This window comes from Methylomonas sp. EFPC3 (genome assembly GCF_029643245.1).
Lineage (GTDB): Bacteria > Pseudomonadota > Gammaproteobacteria > Methylococcales > Methylomonadaceae > Methylomonas > Methylomonas koyamae_B.
Genome location: NZ_CP116398.1, coordinates 743,698 through 766,640, shown reverse-complemented (window position 1 = coordinate 766,640; position 22,943 = coordinate 743,698). Strand labels below are relative to the sequence as shown.

Here is a 22,943-nt window from a genome sequence, read left to right as displayed (position 1 = left end):
TTGTTCCGCCCTGCCCTCGGCAGGTCATAAAAGACGCCGCTCCGCCGATTTTTTCTGGCTGCTGCGGCCGTTGCCCTCTAAAATAGCCGCCATTTCCGCCGTCAGCCGGTCTCCTCGCCGCTTCGAGCTTTAATTTAGTATCCAGGATATTCAACATGTCAGACATCGAAATTGCCCAACAAGCAAAAATGCGCCCTATTATCGATTTGGCCGGAGAAAAATTCGCCATCCCGGCCGAACATCTCGACCCATATGGCCATTACAAAGCCAAAATTTCCCTGGAATACGTCAACAGTCTGACCGATAAAGCCGACGGTAAATTGATACTGGTCACCGCCATTTCGCCGACCCCGGCCGGCGAAGGCAAAACCACCACCACGGTCGGTTTGGGCGATGCACTGAATCGCATCGGCAAGAAAACCATCATCTGTTTGCGCGAGCCGTCGCTGGGCCCCTGCTTCGGCGTCAAGGGCGGCGCAGCCGGCGGCGGCTACGCCCAGGTAGTGCCGATGGAAGACATCAACCTGCATTTCACCGGCGACTTCCACGCCATCGGCATCGCCCACAACCTACTGTCGGCGCTGATCGACAACCACATCAACCACGGCAACAAGCTGGACATCGACCCGCGCCGCATCCAATGGAAGCGGGTGATGGACATGAACGACCGCGCCTTGCGCAAGATCGTGGTCGGCATGGGCGGCGCAGCCAACGGCTATCTGCGCGAAGATGGCTTCGACATCGTCGTTGCCTCGGAAGTGATGGCGATTCTGTGCCTGGCCACCAGCCGCGCCGATTTGAAAGAGCGCCTGGGCCGCATCGTCATCGGCTACAAATCGGACAAAGTCACCCCGGTTTACGCCCGCGACCTGAACGCCCACGGCGCGATGGCGGCGGTGTTGAAAGACGCGATCAAACCCAATCTGGTGCAAACCCTGGAAAACAATCTGGCGATCATCCACGGCGGCCCGTTCGCCAACATCGCCCACGGCTGCAACACCGTCACTGCCACCAAAACCGCGCTGAAACTGGCCGATTACGCAGTCACCGAGGCCGGCTTCGGCGCCGATTTGGGCGCGGAGAAGTTTCTGGACATCAAATGCCGCATGTCCGGTCTGAAGCCGTCGGCGGTGGTGTTGGTGGCGACAGTACGGGCGCTGAAATTCCACGGCGGCGTGGCTAAGGACGAATTGAACCAGGAAAATCTGGCCGCGTTGGAAAAAGGCTTCGCCAACCTGGAACGCCACCTGAGCAACATCAAAAACCACTACGGCCTGCCGTGCGTGGTCAGCATCAACCATTTCACCTTCGACACCGACGCCGAAATCCAATGGCTGAAAAACCAATGCGAAAGCTTGGGCGCCAAATGCGTGATCGCCAAGCATTGGGCGCACGGCGGCGCCGGGGCGGAAGAGCTGGCGCGCGAGGTGTTGAACATTGTCGATAACCGCGAGCCGGCCTTCAATTACGTTTACGACGACGAGCTGCCGTTGTGGAACAAGATCGAAGCCATCGCCACCAAGCTTTACGGCGCCGGCAGCGTCAGCGCCAGCCCGAAAGTCATGGCCGACATCAAGGCCTTGCAAGCTAACTACGGCCACTTCCCGATCTGCATGGCCAAGACCCAAATGTCGTTCTCGACCAATCCCAACGCCAAGGGCGCGCCCAGCGGCCATAACGTGGAAATCAGCGAAGTGCGTCTCGCCAACGGCGCCGGCTTTATCGTCGCTATCGCCGGCGACATGATGACCATGCCCGGCCTGCCGAAAGTCCCGGCCGCCGAACGTATCGATATCAGCGACGACGGCGTGATTAGCGGCCTGTTCTAACCGATTTGGCAGGACGGCCGCCGCCGCGGCCCCGAGCCCTTGGCTAATTAACCCGGCGAATCTCTCGATGCTGCGAGGGATTCGCTATTCTTTCTTTGTCGGAGTTGCGAGCGCCAAAACAAGCGGTTAAACCTGACATTTCGGCCGAACGGAAAGCGCTAGCCGATCAAGCAAACCAATCTCGTTTAGCCGATTGACATTCGCTTATATCAGCGGCTTTTCGTAACGAATAAACCCGGTATGGGCCGCCACTTTATCGTACAGCGCCCTAGCCGATTCGTTGGAACTTTGCGTCAACCAATAAAGCCTGGGCGCTTGTTTTAATTGCGCTTGCCGGGCGACAAATTCGATCAACGCCCGACCGATACCTTGGCCGCGGTGATGCGGATCGACAAACAAATCTTGCAGATAGCAAACATCGGCACTCCAGCCACTGGCGTGATACAGGTAATGCGCAAACCCCACGAGCGCACCATTGATCCGCGCACCGGCCGCATGGATCTCGCGATTTTCTATCAGCCGTCGCCAAAGCGCGTCGTATTCCGCGTCAGTTCGGACGGTTTGGTAGAACGCCATGTATTGGCGAACCAGATGGTTCCATTCGGCGCGGTCAGGCGCTGTTAGCGATGCGATTTCGAACATGCTTGTCTGGTGAATTAGGATCAAGTAACTACAACGGGATTAAGTATTGGCATCGCTCAACAAAGCCAAAAGGCAGCGGGCCAACCGCTCCGCTTGCGGCGTCGGCGCCTCCATATGGTAAACGACGGCTTTGCTTGTCGTGCCTTAACCGGTTTTGCCGATTGGCGCCACCGGCTGCAAACACACCAACTTGCAATCGGGCTGGGCGGCGACCAACAGCGTGGTTTGCAGGAAACGCAGCGTGCCGCGTTGCGGATGATGGAAACAACGCTCGCCGCCCTCGCGATGCAACACCGCTTGTTCCTGCCAAAAGTCTGTAAATTCGGCGCTCTGCGCCAGCAACGGGTCAATCAAAGCCTGTAATGCCGCATCCTTGGGCCGGCGGCTGAAATCGGCGCGAAACTCCGCCGCCAGCCGCCGGGCGCGTTCCGGCCAGTCGGCCAATAGCGTTTTCGCCGCGGGTTGCAAGAACACGAAACGCAGCAAATTGCGTTCGGCGCTATCCGCATCCAGCCAGCCGACGAACAACTCGGCCGCCGCCGCGTTCCAGGCCCTGGCGGTCCAGCTTGCATCCAGCAAATAGGCTGGGCCGTGGAACTGCGTCGGCAACACCAGCAATTCCGGCGGCATTTCGGCTTGGATTTCGAGCGTAGCTTGCGGGTCGCGCTTGCCGGCCAGATCGAACAGCGAGGCGCGTTCGGCCGGAGTCAGGCGCAAGGCGTCGGCCAGGCGCGCCAAGGCTGCCGGCGACGCCGCCACGTCGCGGCCCTGTTCCAACCAAGTAATCCAGGTAAGGCTGACCAACGCCGCTTCGGCCAATTCCTCGCGTCGCCAGCCGGGCGTGCGCCGCCGTCCGCCGCTTTTCGGCGGCAGCCGTTCGCGATGGACGCGGATAAACGCACCCAGCAGACGTTTGGGATCGGACTCGCTCATAGTGGCTTTTATACCAGGATAAATCGTCATCTTGTACCGGTTTATCGATCGTCCAACAATTAGCCTCCACTCATTATTCGAGGATTTAGCATGCGCAACAACGATCATCAAACCCTGGTCAACCAGCAATTCAGCGAACATGCCCTCGCCTATCTTGCCAGTTCAACCCATGTCGACGGCGAGGATTTGCAACGCATGGCCGACCTGGTTGCTGCCCGGCCGCCCGGCGTGGCGCTGGACTTAGGCTGCGGCGCCGGCCACGTGGCGTTTCGCCTGTCGCCGTTGGCGCAACAAGTGGTAGCTTACGATCTGTCATCCGAAATGCTGGCCGTGGTCGAGGCGGAAGCGCAACGGCGCGGCTTGCCCAACATCGCCAGCCAACTCGGCGCGGCTGAGGCTCTGCCGTTTGCCGACGCGATGTTCGACTGGGTCGTGACCCGCCATAGCGCCCACCACTGGCGCCACATTGCCCCCGCCCTGACCGAAATGCGCCGGGTGTTGCGGCCAAACGGCACGCTGGTGTTGATGGACGTGGTCGGCCCCGGCCTCCCGTTGTTGGACACCTGGTTGCAAAGTCTGGAAGTATTGCGCGACCCGTCGCACGTTCGCGACCGCTCGTTGGCCGAATGGCAGTCCTTGTTGGCGGCGGCCGGTTTTCGCACCGTCAGCCTGCAAACGTTTCGCCGCCGGCTGGCTTTCGGGCCCTGGATAGCGCGCATGCAAACCCCACCGGCTCAGGTCGCGGCCATCCGCAGCTTGCAGCACATCGCGCCGCAAGAAGTCACCGACTATTTTGCGTTGGAAGCCGACGGCAGCTTTACCGGCGATACCGTATTGATCGCCGCCGAAATCGCGTCCGGCCGATCATGAGCGCCTACGCTTGGGATGCCGAGGATTACGCCCGACACTCCACCGCGCAAAAGCGCTGGGCCGGCGAATTAAGCGAACGTTTGGCCTTACGCGGCGACGAAAGGGTATTGGACTTGGGTTGCGGCGACGGTCTAATCGCGGCGCAGTTAGCGACTGCGCTGCCTTGCGGTTCGGTGGTCGGCGTGGACAGTTCGGCGGCGATGATCGCCTTGGCCCGCCGCCGCTATCCGGCGGAGCGCCACCCCAACCTGAGCTTTCAAATCATGGATGCGCAGACGCTCAGTTTCGATGCGCGTTTCGACCGGGTTTTCTCCAACGCCGTGCTGCATTGGCTCAAAGATCATCCGGCGGTACTGGCCGGTTTACACCGCAGCCTGAGACCCGGCGGCAAGCTGTTGCTGGGCATGGGCGGCCAGGGCGACGTCGCCGACATGCGGGCGACGCTGGAGAGCGTCATCGCCGCGGCGGAATGGTCCGAGTATTTTCAAGATTTCGAATTTCCCTACACCTTTCCGTCGCCGGCCGACTACCGCCACTGGCTACAGGCCGCCGGCTTTAGCGTGCGCCGCGCAGAGTTGCTGCCAAAAGACGCAACCCACGACGGCTCCGCCGGTTTAGCCGCCTGGATCAGAACCACCTGGCTACCCTACAGCCAACGCTTGCCCGAATCCCGGCGCGAGGCGTTTATCCAAAATGTGGTCGAAGCCTATTTACTACGCATCCCGCTGGATGACAGCGGACTGGCCCATGTGGCGATGGTATTGTTGGAAGTGGAAGCAGACAAGCTTGGCGACGAACGGATGGATACAACATAATCGGTCAATTTCTGGCCTTTACTCCAACCAGAACCAAAATCCGAACGTTGCTCGGAGCAGTGCAAAACAGGGTTGAAATCGAGCTTAAATACCTTTGTGGATTAGTGTAATTCGTGGTTAGAAAAAACGACTTGAACATTCATTTTGTTTTTACTCGGCTGGTCAAAATCGACCCAATAGGGACGTTCGATTTCACAATTACTGGTCGACTGGTCTGTGGTCTCGAACAGCCATTCAGAACACATCGCCGAAACTCTATCTAGCGTAAAAACTAATATGGCTCAACGTAGTGGTTTGTATACCTATACTATACTCATCGCACACAGCCAGACTATTCATCCAATTCCTCTCGATCAATTTCTATTTTAATTCGGTCAATAAGCTGATCTATCTCTTCCTGGAACCAAATTTTCACAAACTCGTTAGTTTCGTTATCCAAGCGTTCACGTATGCTATTAACTCTTTCCTTGTAATACTCACTTGCAGGTCCCCAAAATACCCCTGTCATAAAGTTTGCATGCAAAGATTGTCGAACTTTCACCTGTGCTCCATGCCGTTCAAGAATGAGCCGAGCTAATGTTGGAGACTCCTCAGGCAGGCTAATTATCGGAGGACAATATTCGGCTAGTAACCATGCACGCGTGTTAGGATCTTCTTTAATCCAATCCAATATGATCTCAGGCGATATAAGCTCTAGACCAGTAGATTCCTGGGATCGACTACTATTCCGGCGCCCCCGAAGCCACTGCAAAAGCTTGAATGCCGAGACATCAATAGTGGGGTGAATCCGGCAACCAATGATTTGCCAAAACTCTCTTGGCCAATTAGTGAGAACTTGATCGAAAAACTCGAAGCTTTGCGCCATATAGTTATCAGTGATACTACCTTTGGCACCAAACGATTTAACACATTTTTCAGCAATTCTAAACGCGCAATCTGGTGCAAGCTTTAGTAAAAGCTTTGCTCCCTTGAGCCAGTGATAATCGCGCATTGTGTCGCTTCCATACTTTTCTTCACTCCCGCTTATAAAGACTGGATGTGATAATACATTCCCAAGAAGATCAATGATGTCTGACTCGTAGTCTGAGTTTGTACGTATTCTTGACTGAAGAATATCTAATGCGGCATTCGCGTCTGTGGGGAGTTTTCCTTTAACTAATTTATTTACTAACGCCTTCACTACTTCAAAAGGCAGTTTTTGAACAATCCCGCCATACACTAATATTCGGAAGCGATGAGCCTCGATTTGTCCAGACTCGCATTTAGCCAATAATTCCCAAGCGATGCGGTCTGTCATTCCAGAACGCCACACCAATTGAAGTACGTCTTCTGCCATTGTTGTTGACTCGAACAGTTCGTCAATCATCTTCTCCCACAAGTTTAAATCGCGGCTAAAAACACCCGATAAGTAACCACCTAAAAAAAAGTCAGTTCGGGTTGTATCAGCTTGACTCCAAGCAACCTTAATCATGTGCCAGAGTTTTAATGAATGATCCGACGTACCCAGCAAATTACCAAACTGATACCCGTTTTTAGCTTGATCGGTGACAAGCCAAGAAAGCTCGGCATTTAATAAACTGGGTGAATTCAAAACATCATTACAAAGTGCCTTAAGGATTGGATGCGGTTCTTCGTTGTATTCACCATCGTCGTCAAAGTCATCTTCTGGCAGTCTTTGGCCTACGAAACGGCGAAACTTGTCGTGGAATGAAGTTTCTGTCAAATCGGTCCGCAAATGCTCCAAACTTTGGACTATGCTAGGTAACAGACCATTTCGATCATAGTGCAGAATGGATACGACAGCTTCTATTACTGCATCTCTTAGAGCATTTTCTCGCGAGAAATCCTCAAGCAATCCAACGATTCGCGTCGCGAGAGGGGGAATAGAAAGTAAGTGACGAGCATTGCAAATAATAGCGTTGGCGGGAATGTTTCGTTCATCTGGAGGCAAAAAGCCGTATGCTTCTGTGAGCAAACTTACATGCTGACTATATGCTTCCCAAAGCTCTTCATAGCTTTTAGGCATCCAACGTTCTGGAAGTGACCGTATACCTGCAACATCACCGATGTCTATTCTTGTAATAAAAGGGTTCAGGCTTTCTTCTAAAGCCCGCAAAGTGAAATGGTCTAATAACCCCGGACACTTCTAAAGGCAGAATTTATACTGTTAGCAGAGGTGGTCATGAGTAACGACAAAAAACACAATCGGCCAAAATACAGCCTGGAATTCAAACAAGATGCCGCCAAACTGGTTCTGGAAAAAGGCTACAGCCAACAGCAGGCAGCCGATCATTTGGGCATATCGCAAAGCGCCCTAGGACGCTGGGTACGAGCGGAACGCAAGCCTTCGGCGAACGAATCGGCGGTAAAAAAGTCTTGTCTGAATCTGGGGGACCGTGACGAATTGATCCGCTTACGGAAGGAAAATGAACAGTTGCGAATGGAGCGCGAAATCTTAAAAAAGGCCGCAGTCTGAAATGGTCTAATAACCCCGGACACTTCTAAAGGCAGAATTTATACTGTTAGCAGAGGTGGTCATGAGTAACGACAAAAAACACAATCGGCCAAAATACAGCCTGGAATTCAAACAAGATGCCGCCAAACTGGTTCTGGAAAAAGGCTACAGCCAACAGCAGGCAGCCGATCATTTGGGCATATCGCAAAGCGCCCTAGGACGCTGGGTACGAGCGGAACGCAAGCCTTCGGCGAACGAATCGGCGGTAAAAAAGTCTTGTCTGAATCTGGGGGACCGTGACGAATTGATCCGCTTACGGAAGGAAAATGAACAGTTGCGAATGGAGCGCGAAATCTTAAAAAAGGCCGCAGTCTTCTTTGCGAAAGAAACCGAATAAAGTACGGGTTTATTCGAGAGCAACAGAAGACCTATCCAGTCACCGTACTGTGTCGGGTCATGGGCGTTGGCACTAGTGCTTACTACGAATGGTGCACCGCCTCACAAGGCAGTGATAAAAAGCGGCAGGATCAACAGCTTACCGATAAAGTGTGTCAAATCTTTACCGACAACAAGCAGTGCTTTGGTTCGCGTCGCTTAGCGGATCGCTTGCAGAAACAGGGTTTTGCCGTCGGCCGCTTTAAAACGCGGCGGATCATGCGGGAGTTGAAGTTAAAAGTTCGCTACCCCAAACGATTTAAAGTGACCACGGACAGCAACCACAGCGAGGCCATCTCCCCAAATCGGCTGGATCGCCAATTCAAGGTCGCTCAGCCAAATCAAGTGTGGAGCACGGATATTACCTATGTCTGGACGTTACAGGGCTGGCTGTATGTCGCGGTCGTTATCGATCTATTCTCCCGCCAAGTGGTGGGCTGGGCCATTGACGACCACATGCGGACCTCGCTCTGTGTCAAGGCATTACAAATGGCCTTCTGGCGTCGCAAACCGCCACCTGGTCTGCTGCATCACTCGGATCGTGGTAGTCAGTATGCGAGTCGAGAATATCGCCAACATCTGGCCGTGATGCGCATGGAGCAAAGCATGAGCCGAAAAGGCAATTGCTGGGACAATTCGCCGACGGAACGCTTTTTCCGTAGCTTGAAGCATGAACAGCTCAACTACGAAAAATTCAAAACCCAAGAGGCGGCAAAACTGAGCGTGATCGACTATTTGGCTTTTTACAACGGCCGTCGATCGCATTCAACATTGGGCTATCAATCCCCGATCGAATTCGAGCGGGAATTTTCGAGAGACGCTGCCTAAACAAGTGTCCGGTTTTTGTTGACCATTACAACCAAAGATTTGATATCGCTTAAACCAGACGCCGAAAAGCTGCCTGTCTTTATCTGATAGCTAGCGTTCCCGTTGCGGAGGAGCCCCCCGGGAATTAGTGTGCCGGATATCAGCTCAATCTCAGCATCAATTCCTCCATCGGCAGTTGTAATTGCTTTCGGCACATTAATAGCCGTTACTGGGTTCGCAGTCCTCTTAGCTTCCTCAACCAATAACTGATGAAATAACTCCACAGCATCGTCAGCACTTAACTTCCCAATGTCAGCCATTGAAACATCAAATGGACCCTTGCTTAATTCGATTGACACTCTGCCTCCTAGGGGGTGATATCTGCGCAAATCCAGTTTTGCTAGCCAAGATCAGGCCACAACATTACTTAATGTTAATGAAGTGGAGTCTGTATGCAGTGCTTGAGCACAAATCGTGCAAAACTTTAGATAAAAAAGGGCGAGGAGTATAGCGCATCATTTGAGTGTATAGATTTCGAAAAAAAGCCTGCGTTAATTAGCTCGTTCGTTGCAACTTAAGTTCAAGCCAATTAGGCCAGTATCCTCGACAATCTATAAAGTAATCGAGTGGTAGCGACCGAATTGCTAGGTAGGCTCCACTTTATGGACCGTCGGCTATATGATGTTTTTTGGTCGTTCAATATACTGATTCTAATCATTAGTGAATGACAGAAGTTGGCCGTTCCCAACCCATTCCCCCCAACCAATACTTCAAACCCAAAGAAACCCAAATGATTACCCTCTACGACATGGCCTTATCCGGCAATTGCCACAAGGTCCGGCTGCTGTTGAGCCTGCTGGGGCTGCCTTACCAAACCCGGCCGGTGGATTTGCTGGGCGGCGAGCAACGCGGCAGCGACTTTTTGCAAGTCAATCCGTTCGGTCAGGTGCCGGTGCTGGAGGACGACGGCCTGACGATTCGCGACAGTCAGGCCATTTTGGTGTATCTGGCCAAACGCTACGGCGGCGAGACCTGGTGGCCGGGCGACGCTTACCAACTGGCGCAAATCGCGGCGTGGCTTTCGACCGCCGCCAACGAGATCTTCAATGGCCCGGCCATGCTGCGGGTGCATCACAAATTCGGCCGCGCCATCGATACGGCGCGGGCACAACAAGTCGCCGACAAAGTGCTGGGCATCGTCGAAGGCCATCTGCAAAACCACGATTGGCTGGCCAACGACCGGCTGTCGCTGGCCGACTTGGCTGTCTACCCCTACCTGGCGTTGGCGCCGGAAGGTGGCATCGCCATCGGCGATTACCCCAACATCGTCGCCTGGTTTCAACGCATCCGCGCCCTGCCCGGCTACGTTTCGATGCCGGGCATGTGGCAAGCCTAAGCGGCGGAACGATGCGGCGGCGGTTGTCGTGACGGATTTCGATTGGATTAAATCGGTGACGATGCGCCGCGCTACGGTCGCCGACGCTGCCCCTATCAGCCGCTTGATCGCGGCGCTGAGCCGGCCTTTTCTGCTATCGGCGGACGGCGCAGGCGCGGAAGTGTTTCTGGCGGCCGTCGGCGAAGCGGCGATTGCCGGTTATATTGAAGACGCCGATTTCCGCTATTGGCTGGCGGAAGCCAAGGGCGAACTGGCCGGCGTGGTGGCGATGCGGGACCATCGGCATTTGTATCACCTGTTTGTGGCCGAAGTTTTTCAAAACCGGGGGTTGGCACGCCATTTGTGGCAATGGGTCAAAACCGGGGCACTCGACGCCGGTAATCCGGGCGAATTTACCGTCAACGCCAGCTTGAACGCGGTCGCAGTGTATCGGCGTTTCGGTTTTGTCGAACTCGGCACGGCGGTACAGGCCGACGGCGTGGCGTTTCAGCCGATGCGTGCCGTATTGGGGTCCGGTAACGCTTGACTTACCATGCTCTGCAGCGATAACCCGGCACGGGCCTTGGCGGAGTCGGGCCAAAGCCGGCCTTTTCGCCCTACCTGTTTCCTTTAAACGGACAAGTCCTGCTCCACACTCAGTCTCAATCAAAGCCTGCCGCTGGTTTTTCAGCGCCTGCCAAGCGACAATAGCGCGCCGGGATAGCCGGCAAATAAGACTTGCCGAGTCGGTTAACCCGCTTACGGCATTGGCCTTGAATTGGATTCCGGGATGTGTTTTTGGAGTCCAGAGTTTGCGCAAATCGATACCAAAAACCTACACCCAATCCAGTGCTCAGCGCCATAGACCGAGCAAGTTTCGACAAGCACCGCCCTGCCTAGTCAGCACCGGAACGAAGCACGTTTTCAAGATATTTCATTAACTTAATCAATGAACAGCCCAGAAAAACAATCATCTAAGCCAGCCAACGAATCTCCCCATACGCCGATGATGCAGCAATACCTGCGCATTAAGGCACAGCATCCGGAGATTTTGTTGTTTTACCGGATGGGCGATTTTTACGAGCTGTTTTACGACGATGCCAAGCGCGCCGCAAGGTTGCTGGACATTACTTTGACCGCGCGCGGCGCCTCGGCCGGCGCGCCGATTCCGATGGCTGGGATTCCGTACCACGCCGCCGAGAACTACATCGCCCGCTTGCTCAAACAGGGCGAGTCTATCGCGATTTGCGAGCAAATCGGCGACCCCGCCAAATCCAAAGGCCCGGTCGAGCGCCAAGTAGTGCGCATCGTCACGCCCGGCACCGTCACCGACGAGGCTCTGCTGGAAGACCGCAAGGATAATCTGCTGGTGGCGTTGGCGCGCTTCGATAAGTTGATCGGTCTGGCTTGCCTGGATTTGACCAGCGGTAAATTCGTACTGCAACAACTGGACGACGATAGCCAGTTGCTGGCGGAAATCGAGCGCTTGAATCCGGCCGAATTGTTGTTCAGCGAAGACCAAGCCCTGCCCGCCGCGATCAAGGAGCGCAAGGGCCTGTGCAGGCGGCCGCCCTGGCATTTTGAATTGGACAGTTGCCGGCAATTGATTTTGAAGCAATTCAACTGCCACGACTTGAAGGGCTTCGGTTGCGAGCAACTGCCGGCGGCGATTTGCGCGGCCGGCTGTCTGTTGCAATACGTGCGCGACACCCAGTTCAACGCCTTGCCCCACATCCAGGGCATTGCCGTCGAGCACGCCGACGACAGCATCAGCCTGGACGCCGCCAGCCGCCGCAATCTGGAGTTGGACAGCCACCCCAGCGGCCAGCTGCAATACACGCTGATCGGCGTATTGGACAAAACCGCCACCGCAATGGGCAGCCGCTGTTTGCGGCGCTGGCTGCATCGGCCGTTGCGCGACCAAGCGGTAGTCAACGGCCGTTACGCCTGCATCGCCAGTCTGATCGACCACGAGTTGTATCGCGACCTTCAAGCCAGCCTACGCCAAGTCGGCGACATCGAGCGCATCAGCTCACGGATTGCGTTGAAATCGGCCAGACCGCGCGACCTGTTGACCCTGCGCCTGACCTTGGCGGTGCTGCCGGAACTGCAACAAAAACTGGCCGGTAGCGACAATCCTCATTTGGAAGCCTTACGCCAGCAACTCAAAGAACATCCGGAATTGGTCGATCTGCTGCAACGCGCCATCATCGACAATCCGCCAGTATTGATCCGCGACGGCGGCGTCATCGCGCCGGGCTTCAACGCCGAACTCGACGAACTGCGCAACCTCAGCCAGAACGCCGACCAGTTTTTGATCGACATGGAGCAGCGCGAGCGGGCCGCCACCGGCATCGCCAACCTCAAGGTCAATTACAACCGGGTGCACGGCTATTACATCGAAATTTCCAACGCCCAGGCCGACAAGGTGCCGGTGCATTACACCCGCAAGCAAACCTTAAAAGGTGCCGAACGCTATATCACCCCGGAGCTAAAATCGTTCGAGGACAAAGTGCTGAGTGCCCGGGAAAAATCGCTGGCCTTCGAAAAAGCCTTGTACGACGACTTGCTGGACACGCTGGGCGAGGCTTTGCTGGATTTGCAGCAATGCGCCACGGCACTGGCGGAACTGGACGTGGTGGTCAACTTTGCCGAGCGCGCCGAAACTCTGAACTGGTCCCAACCGGTATTAACCCAGGAACCGGGAATCCATATCGTTGCCGGTCGCCATCCGGTGGTCGAGCAACTGTCCAGCATTCCCTTCGTCGCCAACGATCTGGATTTTTCCGGCGAGCGGCGCATGCTGGTCATCACCGGTCCGAACATGGGCGGTAAATCGACCTACATGCGTCAAGCCGCGCTGATCGTGTTGCTGGCCCACATCGGCTGCTACGTGCCGGCGCAATCGTTGACGTGCGGTCCCGTGGACAAGATCTTCACCCGCATCGGCGCCTCCGACGACTTGGCCAGCGGCCGCTCGACCTTCATGGTGGAAATGTCGGAAACCGCCAACATTTTGCATAACGCCAGCGCCAACAGCCTGATCCTGATGGACGAAATCGGCCGCGGCACCAGCACATTCGACGGCCTGTCGCTGGCCTGGGCCTGCGCCGATTACCTGGCCCGCAACGTCAAAGCCTTTACCTTGTTCGCCACCCATTATTTCGAACTGACCACGCTGGCCGAAGAGCAAACCGGCATCCATAACATTCATTTGGATGCGATGGAGCACGGCGACAAGATCGTGTTTTTACATGCAGTGAAAGACGGCCCGGCCAGCCAGAGTTACGGCTTGCAAGTCGCGGCCTTGGCCGGCGTGCCGCAGTCGGTGATCGCCAATGCCAAACAAAAACTGGCGCAACTGGAAAATACCGCTTACATCGAGCAACAGGACCGTAGCGAAATCAACCAATTCGATTTGTTTACCAGTCAGGAATGCCATCCGGCACTGGTGTTACTCGGCGAACTTGACCCTGACCAACTCAGCCCCAAACAAGCTTTGGATACTCTATACCGTCTGGCCGGTCTGATGAAAAGCTACGGCAACCGATAGGCGACAAACCCGGTACGCCCGGAGGGCGAAGTCAAACGCGCGCTAACAGTCGCTGGCATTACTCGCCTTAGCGCTATCGGACTATAATTGAGGCTCAGCCGCTCTTTAGACGATCCCCATGGCGAAACGCCGCTGCGACAAACCAGTGTTAATTTCCATTTTGACGTTGTTGACGGTCATATTGACCGCAAGCGACGCCTTGTGGCGTGTCGATCGCTGGGTCTACGACCTGCAACTGCCTTTGTTGGCCTCGCCGGCTTCGCCGGAGATCGTTATCATCGAAGTCGATCAAGAAAGCTTGGCCGAATTCGGCCGTTGGCCATGGCCGCGAGACATCCATGCCCGCTTGCTAGAGTTTTTGGCGCAGTCGAAACCGCGCGCAGTGGCGCTGGATTTCATTTTTTCCGAAGCCGACAAATCGCACCCCGAAGCGGACGCCCATCTGGCGCGAGCGCTGGCACAAGCCCGGCCGGTAGTACTGCCGGTCGTGGTCGAATATAACGGCAAGAGCTTAGTGGAAACCTTGCCGCTGGCCGACTACGCCAAACATGCCGCACTCGGCCACGCCAACGTCGATCTGGATAAAGACGGCGTCAGCCGCAGTATTCTGCTGGAAGCCGGTTTGGGCGAAAGGCGCTGGCCGGCGATGCCGTTGGCGCTGTACGCGCAACAGCACCCGGAGTTTCTCGAAAATCTGCCCGGCTTGCGCACCGAAAACGGCCACGACTCGTTGGAGGGCGATTTTAGGGTTTGGCTGCCGTTCTTCGATCCCAGCACCGATTTCGTCCGCCTTTCCTACTCGGCGGTGTTATCCGGCAAAATCCCGGCGCGAACATTCGACGGCAAATACGTATTGGTCGGGCTGACCGCCAGCGGCCTGGAACGCGAATTGCCGGCGCCGCTGGCGGTTGGCGGCCGGCCGATGACCGGAGTCGAATTTATCGCCGCGGGCCTGGACGGCTTGTTGAAACAAACCCTGTGGCAGCCCTTACCCGGAATTTGGCAATTTATCGCCAGCCTCGCCGTCGCCGGCGTTTCGGTTTCGCTCAGCACCCGTTTCTCCCCTCGCTGGTTGCCGCCGGCGGTATTGGCGCTGTCGGCGCTAATTCTACTTTGCAGTTGGCTGCTGTTACGATTGAGCCACTATTGGTTCGCGCCATCGGTCGCGCTGTGCGTCCTGTGGTTCAGCTATCCGCTACGTAGTTGGCGCCATTTCGAAAAGCTGATTCAGTCCTTGTTTGCCGAGCGAAAACGCGCGTTTATCACGCTGAACGCGATCGCCGACGGCGTGATCACTACGACGCCTGACGGCGTCATCGATTACATGAACTCCGCCGCCATCGACATCGTCGGCAATAGACCGCCCAATTCCAGCAGTCAGCAGATAGACCGGATTTTCGCGCTGGAAATCCGCGACAAACCTGTTGCCATGGCCGACCTGATCCGAAAAAGCATTGCCGAAAACGCCCCGCTGAAATTCAGCCATTGCAGTTTGACCGTATCGGGCCAGCACCAGATTACCGCCAATCTGGCAATTGCGCCGTTGATGGCGGGTAAAAATGGGCCTAGCGGGGCCGTAATCAGCATCAACGATATCGGCGAAAGAATGTTGATGGCGAAAATGTTGTTGCAAAAGACCGAAGAGCAGGCCGTGATGCGCGAGCTGATCAACCGCGCCGAGCAGGTCAGTCTGGCTAAAAGCCAGTTTTTATCGCAAATGAGCCACGAGTTGCGTACGCCGTTAAACGCGGTAATCGGTTTCGCGCAACTGCTGCAGATGGACGATCCCGAACATCCTTTGGATCCTTACCATCTGGATTCGGTGAACGAAATCCTGAAAGCCGGTCAGCATTTACTAGGCTTGATCAACGAACTGCTCGATCTCGCCAAAATCGAATCCGGCAAAATCGCGATGAATATTCAAAGCGTGGCGCTACAGGACTTGATCGGCGACTGCGCTGCGCTGATCACGCCATTGGCGCGTAGCAAAGGACTGGACTTGACCGCCCGGAATTCGTTACCGCAGGACCTTTTACTGAAGGTCGACCCGAAACGGGCAAAACAGATACTGCTGAATTTCCTGTCAAATGCCGTCAAATACAATAGGCCGGCCGGCCGTATCGATTTGCACACCCAGCGTATCGGCAGCAACCGCATCCGCATTTCGGTCGTGGATGCCGGAGAAGGATTGGCGGCGCAAGAGCAGAAATTGCTGTTTCAATCGTTTCAACGTTTGGGCGCCGAGAATAGCGAAATCGAAGGCACCGGTATTGGCTTGGCGATTACCAAACAACTGGCCGAGCTGATGGACGGAAGCGTAGGCGTTAGCAGCACACCGGGCATGGGCAGCACCTTTTGGGTGGAATTTCCGATCGAGATTGAAGACGTCACGACACCTGACCGCTAAAGACGCCCCGTTTCTCGGCAAGCCGCCAATACCGACTATACTTGGCCGATACCTCAAAGCCGCTACCGCGGTGAGTTTTTACCACCCTTTTTTGAATCTCGAGGCTCTTATGAATCGTTTTGTCACGCTGCTATGCCTAGGGCTTGTCCTCACGCTCTCTACCGCCGCCTTCGCCGACGATAGCATCATCGGATACATCAAAACCTCTACCGACGAAACCTCAATCATCGAAGCGGGCGCTACGTTAAAAGCGGGCCTGGGATCGGCCGTGCGTATCGGCGATACAATTAAAACCGATGCGAATGGCTCTGCCGGCTTGACGCTCAAAGACAATACGGTGCTTTCCATCGGACCTAACACCGAATTGAAAATCGAGGCTTACCAGTTTTTGCCGGAGCAGGACAAACTGGAACTGAACGCCAGTCTATTGAGGGGAACTCTACACTACATCTCCGGAGTCATCGCCAAGCTTAAGCCGGAGGCAGTCAGGCTCAACACTCCGACCGGCGTGATCGCCGTCAGAGGGACACGTTTTCTTGTCAAAATTGCCGAATAAACCGGGTACCTGCCATGACCAAAATGCTTACTTTAAGAAAACCCCTGACACTTGCCGCTGCAATGGCTTTGGGCGGCTGCACCGAATCTTACTTGGTTCTGCTGGAAGACCACGACGGCAGCACTGGTAAAGTCACTTTCAGTAGCCCGGCCGGCGAAACGTTGATCGAAACGGCCGGCTACGGCGCGGCGCTGACGAACGATAAGACCGTGTTTAAAGTCGAGCAACAACGCATCGAAAAAGATTTCGGGCGGGCGTTAGCGTCCGAGCCGGTGCGCCCCGAGGTATATCTGCTTTATTTCGAGACCGGAGGCGCCAAGTTAACTCAGGAATCTGCCGCGCTGATACCGAAAATCATTGAGGCAGCCGGCAAACATCCGGCCGCCGATATTTCGGTAATCGGTCATACCGACACGGTCGGCAACGCCGATAAGAACGAAAAACTGGCCCGCGAACGGGCAGTCGAAGTCAGCCGTTTGTTCGATCCGAGCAAACTGGACGTTAAAGAAGTGACCGTGACCTCGCACGGCGAGAAGAATTTGTTGGTTAAAACCCCGGACGAAACCGCGGAACCGAAAAACCGTAGGGTAGAAGTGACGATCCGGTAAAGCGAACGGCGGTCCGACGACAAACCGGACCGCCTCAGTTTTATTCGCTTGCCAAAATTTTGGCCAACTGTGCGGCCGGCACATAGCCCGGCAAAATGTTGCCTTTTTGGGTAACGATCATTGGCGTTCCGTTCATGCCAAATGCCTCGCCCAGCGCCATATGTTCGTCGACCGGATTTTCGCAACTCTTGCTGTCCAAACTTTCGCCTTTTTTGGCCGCAGTCAGTGCCTTGTTTCTATCGGCCGCACACCACACCGAAACCGCTTTTTTATATGAATCGGAGCCTTTACCGGCCCTAGGGAAGAACATGTAGCGAACGGTGATGCCTTGCGCCATATATTGGTCGATTTCCGAGTGCAATTTACGGCAGTAGCCGCAATCGATATCGGTAAACACCGAAACCGTGTGTTTGGAAGACTCGGGATTGAAGATGATCATCTTCTGTTCGCCAAGCTTGTCCAATTCGGCTTTACGAGCGCCGGCCAACTTGGTCTCCGTGATATTTTTTTTGGCTTGAACGTCGAACAATTGCCCTTGCACCAAGTATTTGCCGTCTTCTGAGGCGTAAAAAATATTGCCGCCCGACGTCACTTCATAGAGTCCGGGAATTTCGGACGGTTTCACCGCATCGATTTTGCCTTCCGGCATAAAATTGCCGAGCGCCTTTTTTATCGCAGCTTCGTCAGCAAGCGCTTGACCGCATAAAATCGTGGCCGACAAAGCCAATAGGTGTGAGATTTTTTTCATGCTAATACCAATGGAAGATAGTCAAGGAAAGCGGTTGACCGGGATTGCGCCGTTTCGTTCAGCGTTATTGAAACAACCGGTCGATATCGAGAAACATAGCCAACGCCATCAACAGCATTAGCAGCACCATGCCGACCTGTTGAAAATATATCTGCAATTTCTCGGGAACCGGGCTGCCTTTGACCGCCTCCACGGCGAAAAACAATAGGTGCCCGCCGTCCAAAACCGGCACCGGCAACAGATTCAACACGCCGAGACTGACGCTGACCAAACCGAGAAACTTCAAGAAGGCGGTCAGCCCCATATCGGCCGATTGTCCCGCATACTGGGCAATACTGATCGGCCCGCTCAGATTTTCCACCGATGCCGAACCGACCAGCATTTTACCCATCATTTTCAAGGTATTGACGGCATAGAACCAGGTTCTTTCAAAAGCAGCCGGCACAGCGTCGAGCGGCGACAAGGAGTGCTTGACCAACAATGAATCCAACACATCTTGCGGGGTCTCAACTCCGGCACCGATCTTACCGATGCTGGTGCCGTCTTTCTGTTGTTCTCTGCGCGGAGTCAAAGTGAGTAGCGAACGCACGCCGCTCCGCTCTATCGTCAAATTGATCGCAATTTCCGGACGCGCCTGCACATAATCGACCCATTGTTGCCAATCGCTGATATCAACGCCATCCGCATTGACCAAGAGGTCGCCGGTTTCCAAACCGGCCTGTTTGGCTACGCCGTCTTCCATCAATTTGCCGACCACCGGTTTGATCTTCGGCGACCAGGGCTTCAAACCCAAACGCTTGTGCAAGCCTTCCGGCGTCGCCGCATCCTGGTCGGTCAGCTGCAGAATGTGGGTTTGCCGACTTTCGTCAGCAGATTTGGTAGTGATGCTTATTTCACGTTGGCCAACGATTGCCGCCGAAAGCAGCACGTCGAAAGTTTCGATCCAGGTTGGCGTAGTCTTTTCGTTGATCGCTACAATTTCCTCACCTTTGATCAAACCGGCTTGTTCGGCCAGTGATCCGGGCTCGACACCACCAATCAATGGCTTGACGCCCACTTCGCCGATGACGAGTACCGCCCAGAACAGCAATACCGCCAGCAAGAGGTTAAACAAGGGGCCGGCCGCGACTACCGCGGTTCTGGCCCATAAGGGCTGGCGATTGAACGCGAACGGCAGATCCGCTTCCTTGACGGCTTCCTCGCGCTCGTCGACCATTTTTACATAACCGCCCAACGGCACCGCCGCTATGACGAACTCCGTATCTTCGGCGCTTTTCCGCCAAGCCAGCAATGGCTTGCCGAAGCCGATGGAAAAACGGATGACTTTCACCCCAACCTTGCGCGCGACCCAAAAGTGGCCGAATTCATGAAATGCCACCAGTACCGCAATGGCGACGATGAAGTAAAACAAGGTATGTAGGGTATCCATCTAACGCCTAGTGCTGCAATTGAGCAATGACGGTTTCGGCCACCTCTCTGGCGCGCCGGTCGGCGTCCAGAACATGATCCAAGGTATCGGCGGCTTCGGGTTCGAAATGCGCCATGCTGCGCTCGATAATTTTGGCGATATCGGTAAAACGAACGCGTTCGTTCAAGAAGGCGTCTACCGCGATTTCATTGGCGGCATTCAATACCGTGGGCATAATGCCGCCGGCCTTGATTGCCAAGTACGCCAACTTCAAACAAGGAAAACGTTGCAAATCAGGCTGCTCGAAATCCATGTGCTTGACCTGAAAGATGTTCAAGGGCTCCACTCCCGAATCGAAACGTTCCGGCCAGGCCATCGCATGGGCGATCGGCGTACGCATGTCCGGATTGCCCATTTGCGCCAACACTGAACCGTCGACGTAATCCACCATGGAATGAATGATGCTTTGCGGATGAATCACCACCTGAATGGCATCGGGGTCCATATCGAACAGCAGGCAGGCTTCTATCAGTTCCAAGCCTTTGTTCATCATCGTCGCCGAATCGACCGAAATTTTCCGGCCCATGTCCCACTTAGGGTGAGCTACCGCCTGCTCGGGGGTGACGTGCTCCAAATCGGCCAGCGGCGTCTGCCGGAACGGCCCACCGGAAGCCGTCAGTAAAATTCTACGGGCTTGTTTGGCGCGATGTCCGGCGGTGTATCCGGCCGGCATGCACTGGAAGATGGCGTTATGCTCGCTATCGATCGGCAACAGGGTTGCACCGGAATCGGCCACCGCCTGCATGAAGATTTGGCCGGACATCACCAGCGCTTCTTTGTTGGCAAGTAGCACCGTCTTCCCGACTTTCGCGGCGGCGAGGGTCGGCAACAAGCCGGCGGCACCAACGATCGCGGCCATCACCACATCGACACTATCCAGTGTCGCGACCTGAGCCAAGGCATCGGCGCCGGCCAGGACCTTGAGGCCCGCGATCGGCGTGCCAACCAGTTTGTCCTTGAAAGCCTGGAGATTATCCGGGTTGGCAACCACGGCATATTCCGGCCGATGCGTAAGGCATTGTTCGAATAAGGCATCGATATTGCCGTTAGCGGTTAACGCAACCACTTTGTACTGATCCGGATGGCGCGCGACCACATCTAGGGTGCTGACGCCGATGGAGCCGGTCGCCCCGAGTATGCAAATGCCTTTCATGAGTAAAAAATCCTGCCGATCAACAGAATGCCGGCGTAAAAGAATGGGGCAGCGGCGATCACGCTATCGACTCTATCCAAAATGCCGCCGTGTCCCGGCAACAAGTTCCCGCTGTCTTTCACGCCCTTTTTGCGCTTGACCAGACTGAAAAACAAATCGCCGTATATCGAGATCAACACTGTCATCACTGACAAGATCAGCATATCGGTCCAAACCAGGCCACCTAAAAACCTCAGACCGCTGTCTTGGGCTTCGGCCGGTTCGGCGGCGGTCAGCCAACCGAAGACGGCGAAACCCAGACCGCATAATGCCGCCGAGGCCAGAGCGCCGTACATACCCTGCACCGTTTTGCCGGGGCTGACTTCGGGGGCCAGTTTGTCTTTGCCCCAGGTTTTGCCGGCGAAGTAAGCGGAAATATCGGCGGCCCAAATCAAGATCAAAAAGTAAAGCACCATGCCGGTTCCGTAATAGGCGCGCAGTTTGCTCAAAAACATCCAAGCGCCAAGCAGCACCATCCAGCCGACAAACGCTTTGAATCCGGGTTTGAACTCCAGAGCCAACAACTGCGGACTGGTCTTTCTGATTAAGACCATCGTCAGGATCCAGAACGATACCGGCAATATCACAAACCACTCCAGGGCATCGGAATAATCCTTGATTTCCGGCCACTCCATCGCTTCGCTGGCCACTTCCAGCAGTACGGTCCAATAGGTCACACCCAACATAGGTACGATTAGAGCGATCAGAAACAAAATCTTGCTGCTGAGTTTGGTGACGTCAGTCAACAGCATCCATTCGTAAGCCGCTGCCAATGTGATCAAAGCGATGAACAACGAAAAATAAGTGGCGGGCAACAAGAACACCGCCGCCGTGGCGACGGCTGCCAGAACCAGTGCGGTTAAAATACGTTTTACTAACATGTCGATTTTCTAGTTATTATGGTTATGGAAATCTTCCCTAGACAACTCTGCCGGCAATGACTTGCTCGCCGGTGTGGCCGAAACGGCGCTGCCTGCGCTTGAAGCTGTCGATGGCCTTCTGCAAGGCGTTTTGGTCGAAATCGGGCCAGAGGGCGTCGGTAAAATAGAATTCAGTGTAGGCCAACTGCCAGAGCAGGAAATTACTGACTCGTTCCTCGCCGCCGGTGCGAATGAACAGATCCGGTTCCGGCAAACCAGCCGTTTGCAAATACCGTTCTACCAAATCCTCATTGACCGCCTGTTCGTCGATTGTACCTGCTTTAATACCGGCTACGATTTGCCGTATGGCATTGGTTACGTCCCAGCGTCCGCCGTAATTGGCGGCAATCAGTAAGGTCAAACCTGTATTGTGGCCGGTTTGCACCTCGGCCGAACGGATTTTATCTTGCAATTTGTCGTTGAACGCGGATTTGTCGCCAATGATTTTCAGGCGGATATTGTTCCGGTCCAATTTGTCGACCTCGGCTTGCAAAGTCGACATAAACAGTTCCATCAACAAGCTGACCTCGTCCTTGGGTCGGCGCCAATTCTCGCTGCTGAAGGCAAACAACGACAACACTTCGATATTTTCCTTGGCGCAGTGTTCGACGATTTTACGCACTGTCTTGACCCCGGCATGGTGCCCCATAATCCTCGGCATCAGGCGTTTTTGCGCCCAACGGCCGTTGCCATCCATAATGATGGCAATATGGCGCGGATTGCCGTTATCAATCACCGGTTTGTCGTCAATAACAGTCATGTTTATCTCGATTACATGGACAGCAAATCAGCTTCTTTTTCTTCCAGATGCTTCTCCACTTCCTTGATGTATTGATCGGTCAATTTTTGGATCTTGTCTTCGGCCTGGCGCGCGTCGTCCTCGGAAATCAATTTCTCTTTCAGGGCGTCTTTGATCGCGGCATTGGCATCGCGGCGAATGTTGCGAATCGCCACCCGGCCTTGCTCGGCTTCGTTTTTAACGATTTTCACCAGATCGCGGCGGCGCTCCTCGGTCAAAGCCGGCAAAGGCAGGCGAATCACGGTACCCTGCGTGGCCGGGTTCAAACCCAAACCGGAAGACATGATCGCTTTTTCAATCGCTTGTATCATGCTTTTTTCCCATGGCACGACCTTCAATGTCCTGGCGTCTTCAACCGTAACGTTGGCCACTTGGGACAATGGAGATTCGCTACCGTAGTAGGACACCGAGATTTGATCCAGCAAACTGGGATGGGCACGCCCGGTTCTAATTTTGGTGAATGCTTTTTGCAACGCTTCGATGCTTTTTACCATCCGCGCTGCAGCATCCTGTTGAATATCGCTAATCATT

At 54.8% G+C, this 22,943-nt stretch carries 22 protein-coding genes; 12 read left to right on the top strand and 10 right to left on the bottom strand.

The window, feature by feature from the left end:
* Window positions 1–155: 155 nt before the first annotated feature.
* A complete protein-coding gene (locus tag PL263_RS03455; RefSeq protein WP_278211697.1) occupies window positions 156–1,829 on the top strand; it encodes a formate--tetrahydrofolate ligase in 1,674 nt (557 codons plus the stop codon).
* A gap of 204 nt (window positions 1,830–2,033) precedes the next feature.
* Here PL263_RS03455 and PL263_RS03450 read toward each other — a convergent pair whose 3' ends face one another.
* Together PL263_RS03450 and PL263_RS03445 are read right to left on the bottom strand one after the other, a co-directional pair.
* Window positions 2,034–2,471 (bottom strand): GNAT family N-acetyltransferase, encoded by a 438-nt coding sequence (locus PL263_RS03450; RefSeq protein ID WP_278211696.1) that lies wholly within the window; start codon window positions 2,469–2,471, stop codon window positions 2,034–2,036.
* A gap of 144 nt (window positions 2,472–2,615) precedes the next feature.
* Entirely contained in the window at window positions 2,616–3,404 is a 789-nt protein-coding gene (locus PL263_RS03445) for a helix-turn-helix transcriptional regulator (protein ID WP_278211695.1), read from the bottom strand.
* Window positions 3,405–3,494: 90 nt separating this feature from the next.
* On the opposite strand from PL263_RS03445, the gene PL263_RS03440 reads away from it, so the two are divergent.
* Window positions 3,495–4,274 carry a class I SAM-dependent methyltransferase gene (locus PL263_RS03440; protein ID WP_278211694.1) on the top strand — a complete coding sequence of 260 codons (780 nt, stop codon included), beginning with the start codon at window positions 3,495–3,497 and terminating at the stop codon, window positions 4,272–4,274.
* On the top strand, window positions 4,271–5,089 hold the full coding sequence (locus PL263_RS03435) for a class I SAM-dependent methyltransferase (protein ID WP_278211693.1): 819 nt from the start codon (window positions 4,271–4,273) through the stop codon (window positions 5,087–5,089). The genes PL263_RS03440 and PL263_RS03435 overlap by 4 nt, the downstream gene beginning before the upstream one ends.
* Before the next feature lie 331 nt (window positions 5,090–5,420).
* Here the strand turns inward: PL263_RS03435 and PL263_RS03430 are convergent, their stop codons facing one another.
* The gene (locus PL263_RS03430) at window positions 5,421–7,205 is read right to left on the bottom strand and encodes a hypothetical protein (protein WP_278211692.1); all 1,785 of its coding nucleotides are present in this window, start codon (window positions 7,203–7,205) and stop codon (window positions 5,421–5,423) included.
* 66 nt (window positions 7,206–7,271) lie between these two features.
* Here PL263_RS03430 and PL263_RS03425 point away from each other — a divergent pair, with 66 nt between their 5' ends.
* From PL263_RS03425 to PL263_RS03415, 3 genes are all read left to right on the top strand, one after another.
* Window positions 7,272–7,565, top strand: a complete 294-nt coding sequence (locus PL263_RS03425; RefSeq protein WP_278211691.1) for a transposase — start codon at window positions 7,272–7,274, stop codon at window positions 7,563–7,565.
* A gap of 61 nt (window positions 7,566–7,626) precedes the next feature.
* Window positions 7,627–7,941: a transposase gene (locus PL263_RS03420; RefSeq protein ID WP_278209330.1), complete on the top strand. Its 315-nt coding sequence runs from the start codon at window positions 7,627–7,629 to the stop codon at window positions 7,939–7,941.
* Window positions 7,938–8,807 carry an IS3 family transposase gene (locus PL263_RS03415; protein ID WP_347568950.1) on the top strand — a complete coding sequence of 290 codons (870 nt, stop codon included), beginning with the start codon at window positions 7,938–7,940 and terminating at the stop codon, window positions 8,805–8,807. The genes PL263_RS03420 and PL263_RS03415 overlap by 4 nt, the downstream gene beginning before the upstream one ends.
* Here the strand turns inward: PL263_RS03415 and PL263_RS03410 are convergent.
* A complete protein-coding gene (locus tag PL263_RS03410; protein ID WP_278211690.1) occupies window positions 8,804–9,145 on the bottom strand; it encodes a hypothetical protein in 342 nt (113 codons plus the stop codon). The two genes, PL263_RS03415 and PL263_RS03410, sit on opposite strands and share 4 nt — an antisense overlap.
* Before the next feature lie 365 nt (window positions 9,146–9,510).
* On the opposite strand from PL263_RS03410, the gene PL263_RS03405 reads away from it, so the two are divergent.
* From PL263_RS03405 to PL263_RS03380, 6 genes are all read left to right on the top strand, one after another.
* Window positions 9,511–10,182 (top strand): glutathione S-transferase, encoded by a 672-nt coding sequence (locus PL263_RS03405; RefSeq protein WP_278211689.1) that lies wholly within the window; start codon window positions 9,511–9,513, stop codon window positions 10,180–10,182.
* A gap of 28 nt (window positions 10,183–10,210) precedes the next feature.
* The gene (locus PL263_RS03400; protein ID WP_278211688.1) at window positions 10,211–10,708 is read left to right on the top strand and encodes a GNAT family N-acetyltransferase; all 498 of its coding nucleotides are present in this window, start codon (window positions 10,211–10,213) and stop codon (window positions 10,706–10,708) included.
* 459 nt (window positions 10,709–11,167) lie between these two features.
* On the top strand, window positions 11,168–13,714 hold the full coding sequence (gene mutS, locus PL263_RS03395; RefSeq protein ID WP_278211687.1) for a DNA mismatch repair protein MutS: 2,547 nt from the start codon (window positions 11,168–11,170) through the stop codon (window positions 13,712–13,714).
* A gap of 118 nt (window positions 13,715–13,832) precedes the next feature.
* Entirely contained in the window at window positions 13,833–16,121 is a 2,289-nt protein-coding gene (locus PL263_RS03390; protein ID WP_278211686.1) for a CHASE2 domain-containing protein, read from the top strand.
* A gap of 109 nt (window positions 16,122–16,230) precedes the next feature.
* Entirely contained in the window at window positions 16,231–16,677 is a 447-nt protein-coding gene (locus PL263_RS03385; protein WP_140914013.1) for a FecR family protein, read from the top strand.
* A gap of 14 nt (window positions 16,678–16,691) precedes the next feature.
* A complete protein-coding gene (locus tag PL263_RS03380) occupies window positions 16,692–17,285 on the top strand; it encodes an OmpA family protein (protein WP_278211685.1) in 594 nt (197 codons plus the stop codon).
* 40 nt (window positions 17,286–17,325) lie between these two features.
* On the opposite strand, the gene PL263_RS03375 is transcribed toward PL263_RS03380, so the two are convergent.
* The 6 genes from PL263_RS03375 to frr form a co-directional block, all read right to left on the bottom strand.
* Entirely contained in the window at window positions 17,326–18,033 is a 708-nt protein-coding gene (locus tag PL263_RS03375) for a DsbC family protein (protein WP_278211684.1), read from the bottom strand.
* A gap of 64 nt (window positions 18,034–18,097) precedes the next feature.
* Window positions 18,098–19,462: an RIP metalloprotease RseP gene (gene rseP / locus PL263_RS03370; protein ID WP_278211683.1), complete on the bottom strand. Its 1,365-nt coding sequence runs from the start codon at window positions 19,460–19,462 to the stop codon at window positions 18,098–18,100.
* Between the two features lie 7 nt (window positions 19,463–19,469).
* Window positions 19,470–20,654, bottom strand: a complete 1,185-nt coding sequence (gene ispC / locus PL263_RS03365) for a 1-deoxy-D-xylulose-5-phosphate reductoisomerase (protein WP_278211682.1) — start codon at window positions 20,652–20,654, stop codon at window positions 19,470–19,472.
* Window positions 20,651–21,574: a phosphatidate cytidylyltransferase gene (locus tag PL263_RS03360; RefSeq protein WP_278211681.1), complete on the bottom strand. Its 924-nt coding sequence runs from the start codon at window positions 21,572–21,574 to the stop codon at window positions 20,651–20,653. The genes ispC and PL263_RS03360 overlap by 4 nt, the downstream gene beginning before the upstream one ends.
* 37 nt (window positions 21,575–21,611) lie before the next feature.
* Window positions 21,612–22,373 carry an isoprenyl transferase gene (locus PL263_RS03355; protein WP_278211680.1) on the bottom strand — a complete coding sequence of 254 codons (762 nt, stop codon included), beginning with the start codon at window positions 22,371–22,373 and terminating at the stop codon, window positions 21,612–21,614.
* Between the two features lie 11 nt (window positions 22,374–22,384).
* Window positions 22,385–22,942 (bottom strand): ribosome recycling factor, encoded by a 558-nt coding sequence (gene frr, locus PL263_RS03350; RefSeq protein ID WP_140914006.1) that lies wholly within the window; start codon window positions 22,940–22,942, stop codon window positions 22,385–22,387.
* Window position 22,943: the final 1 nt, after the last annotated feature.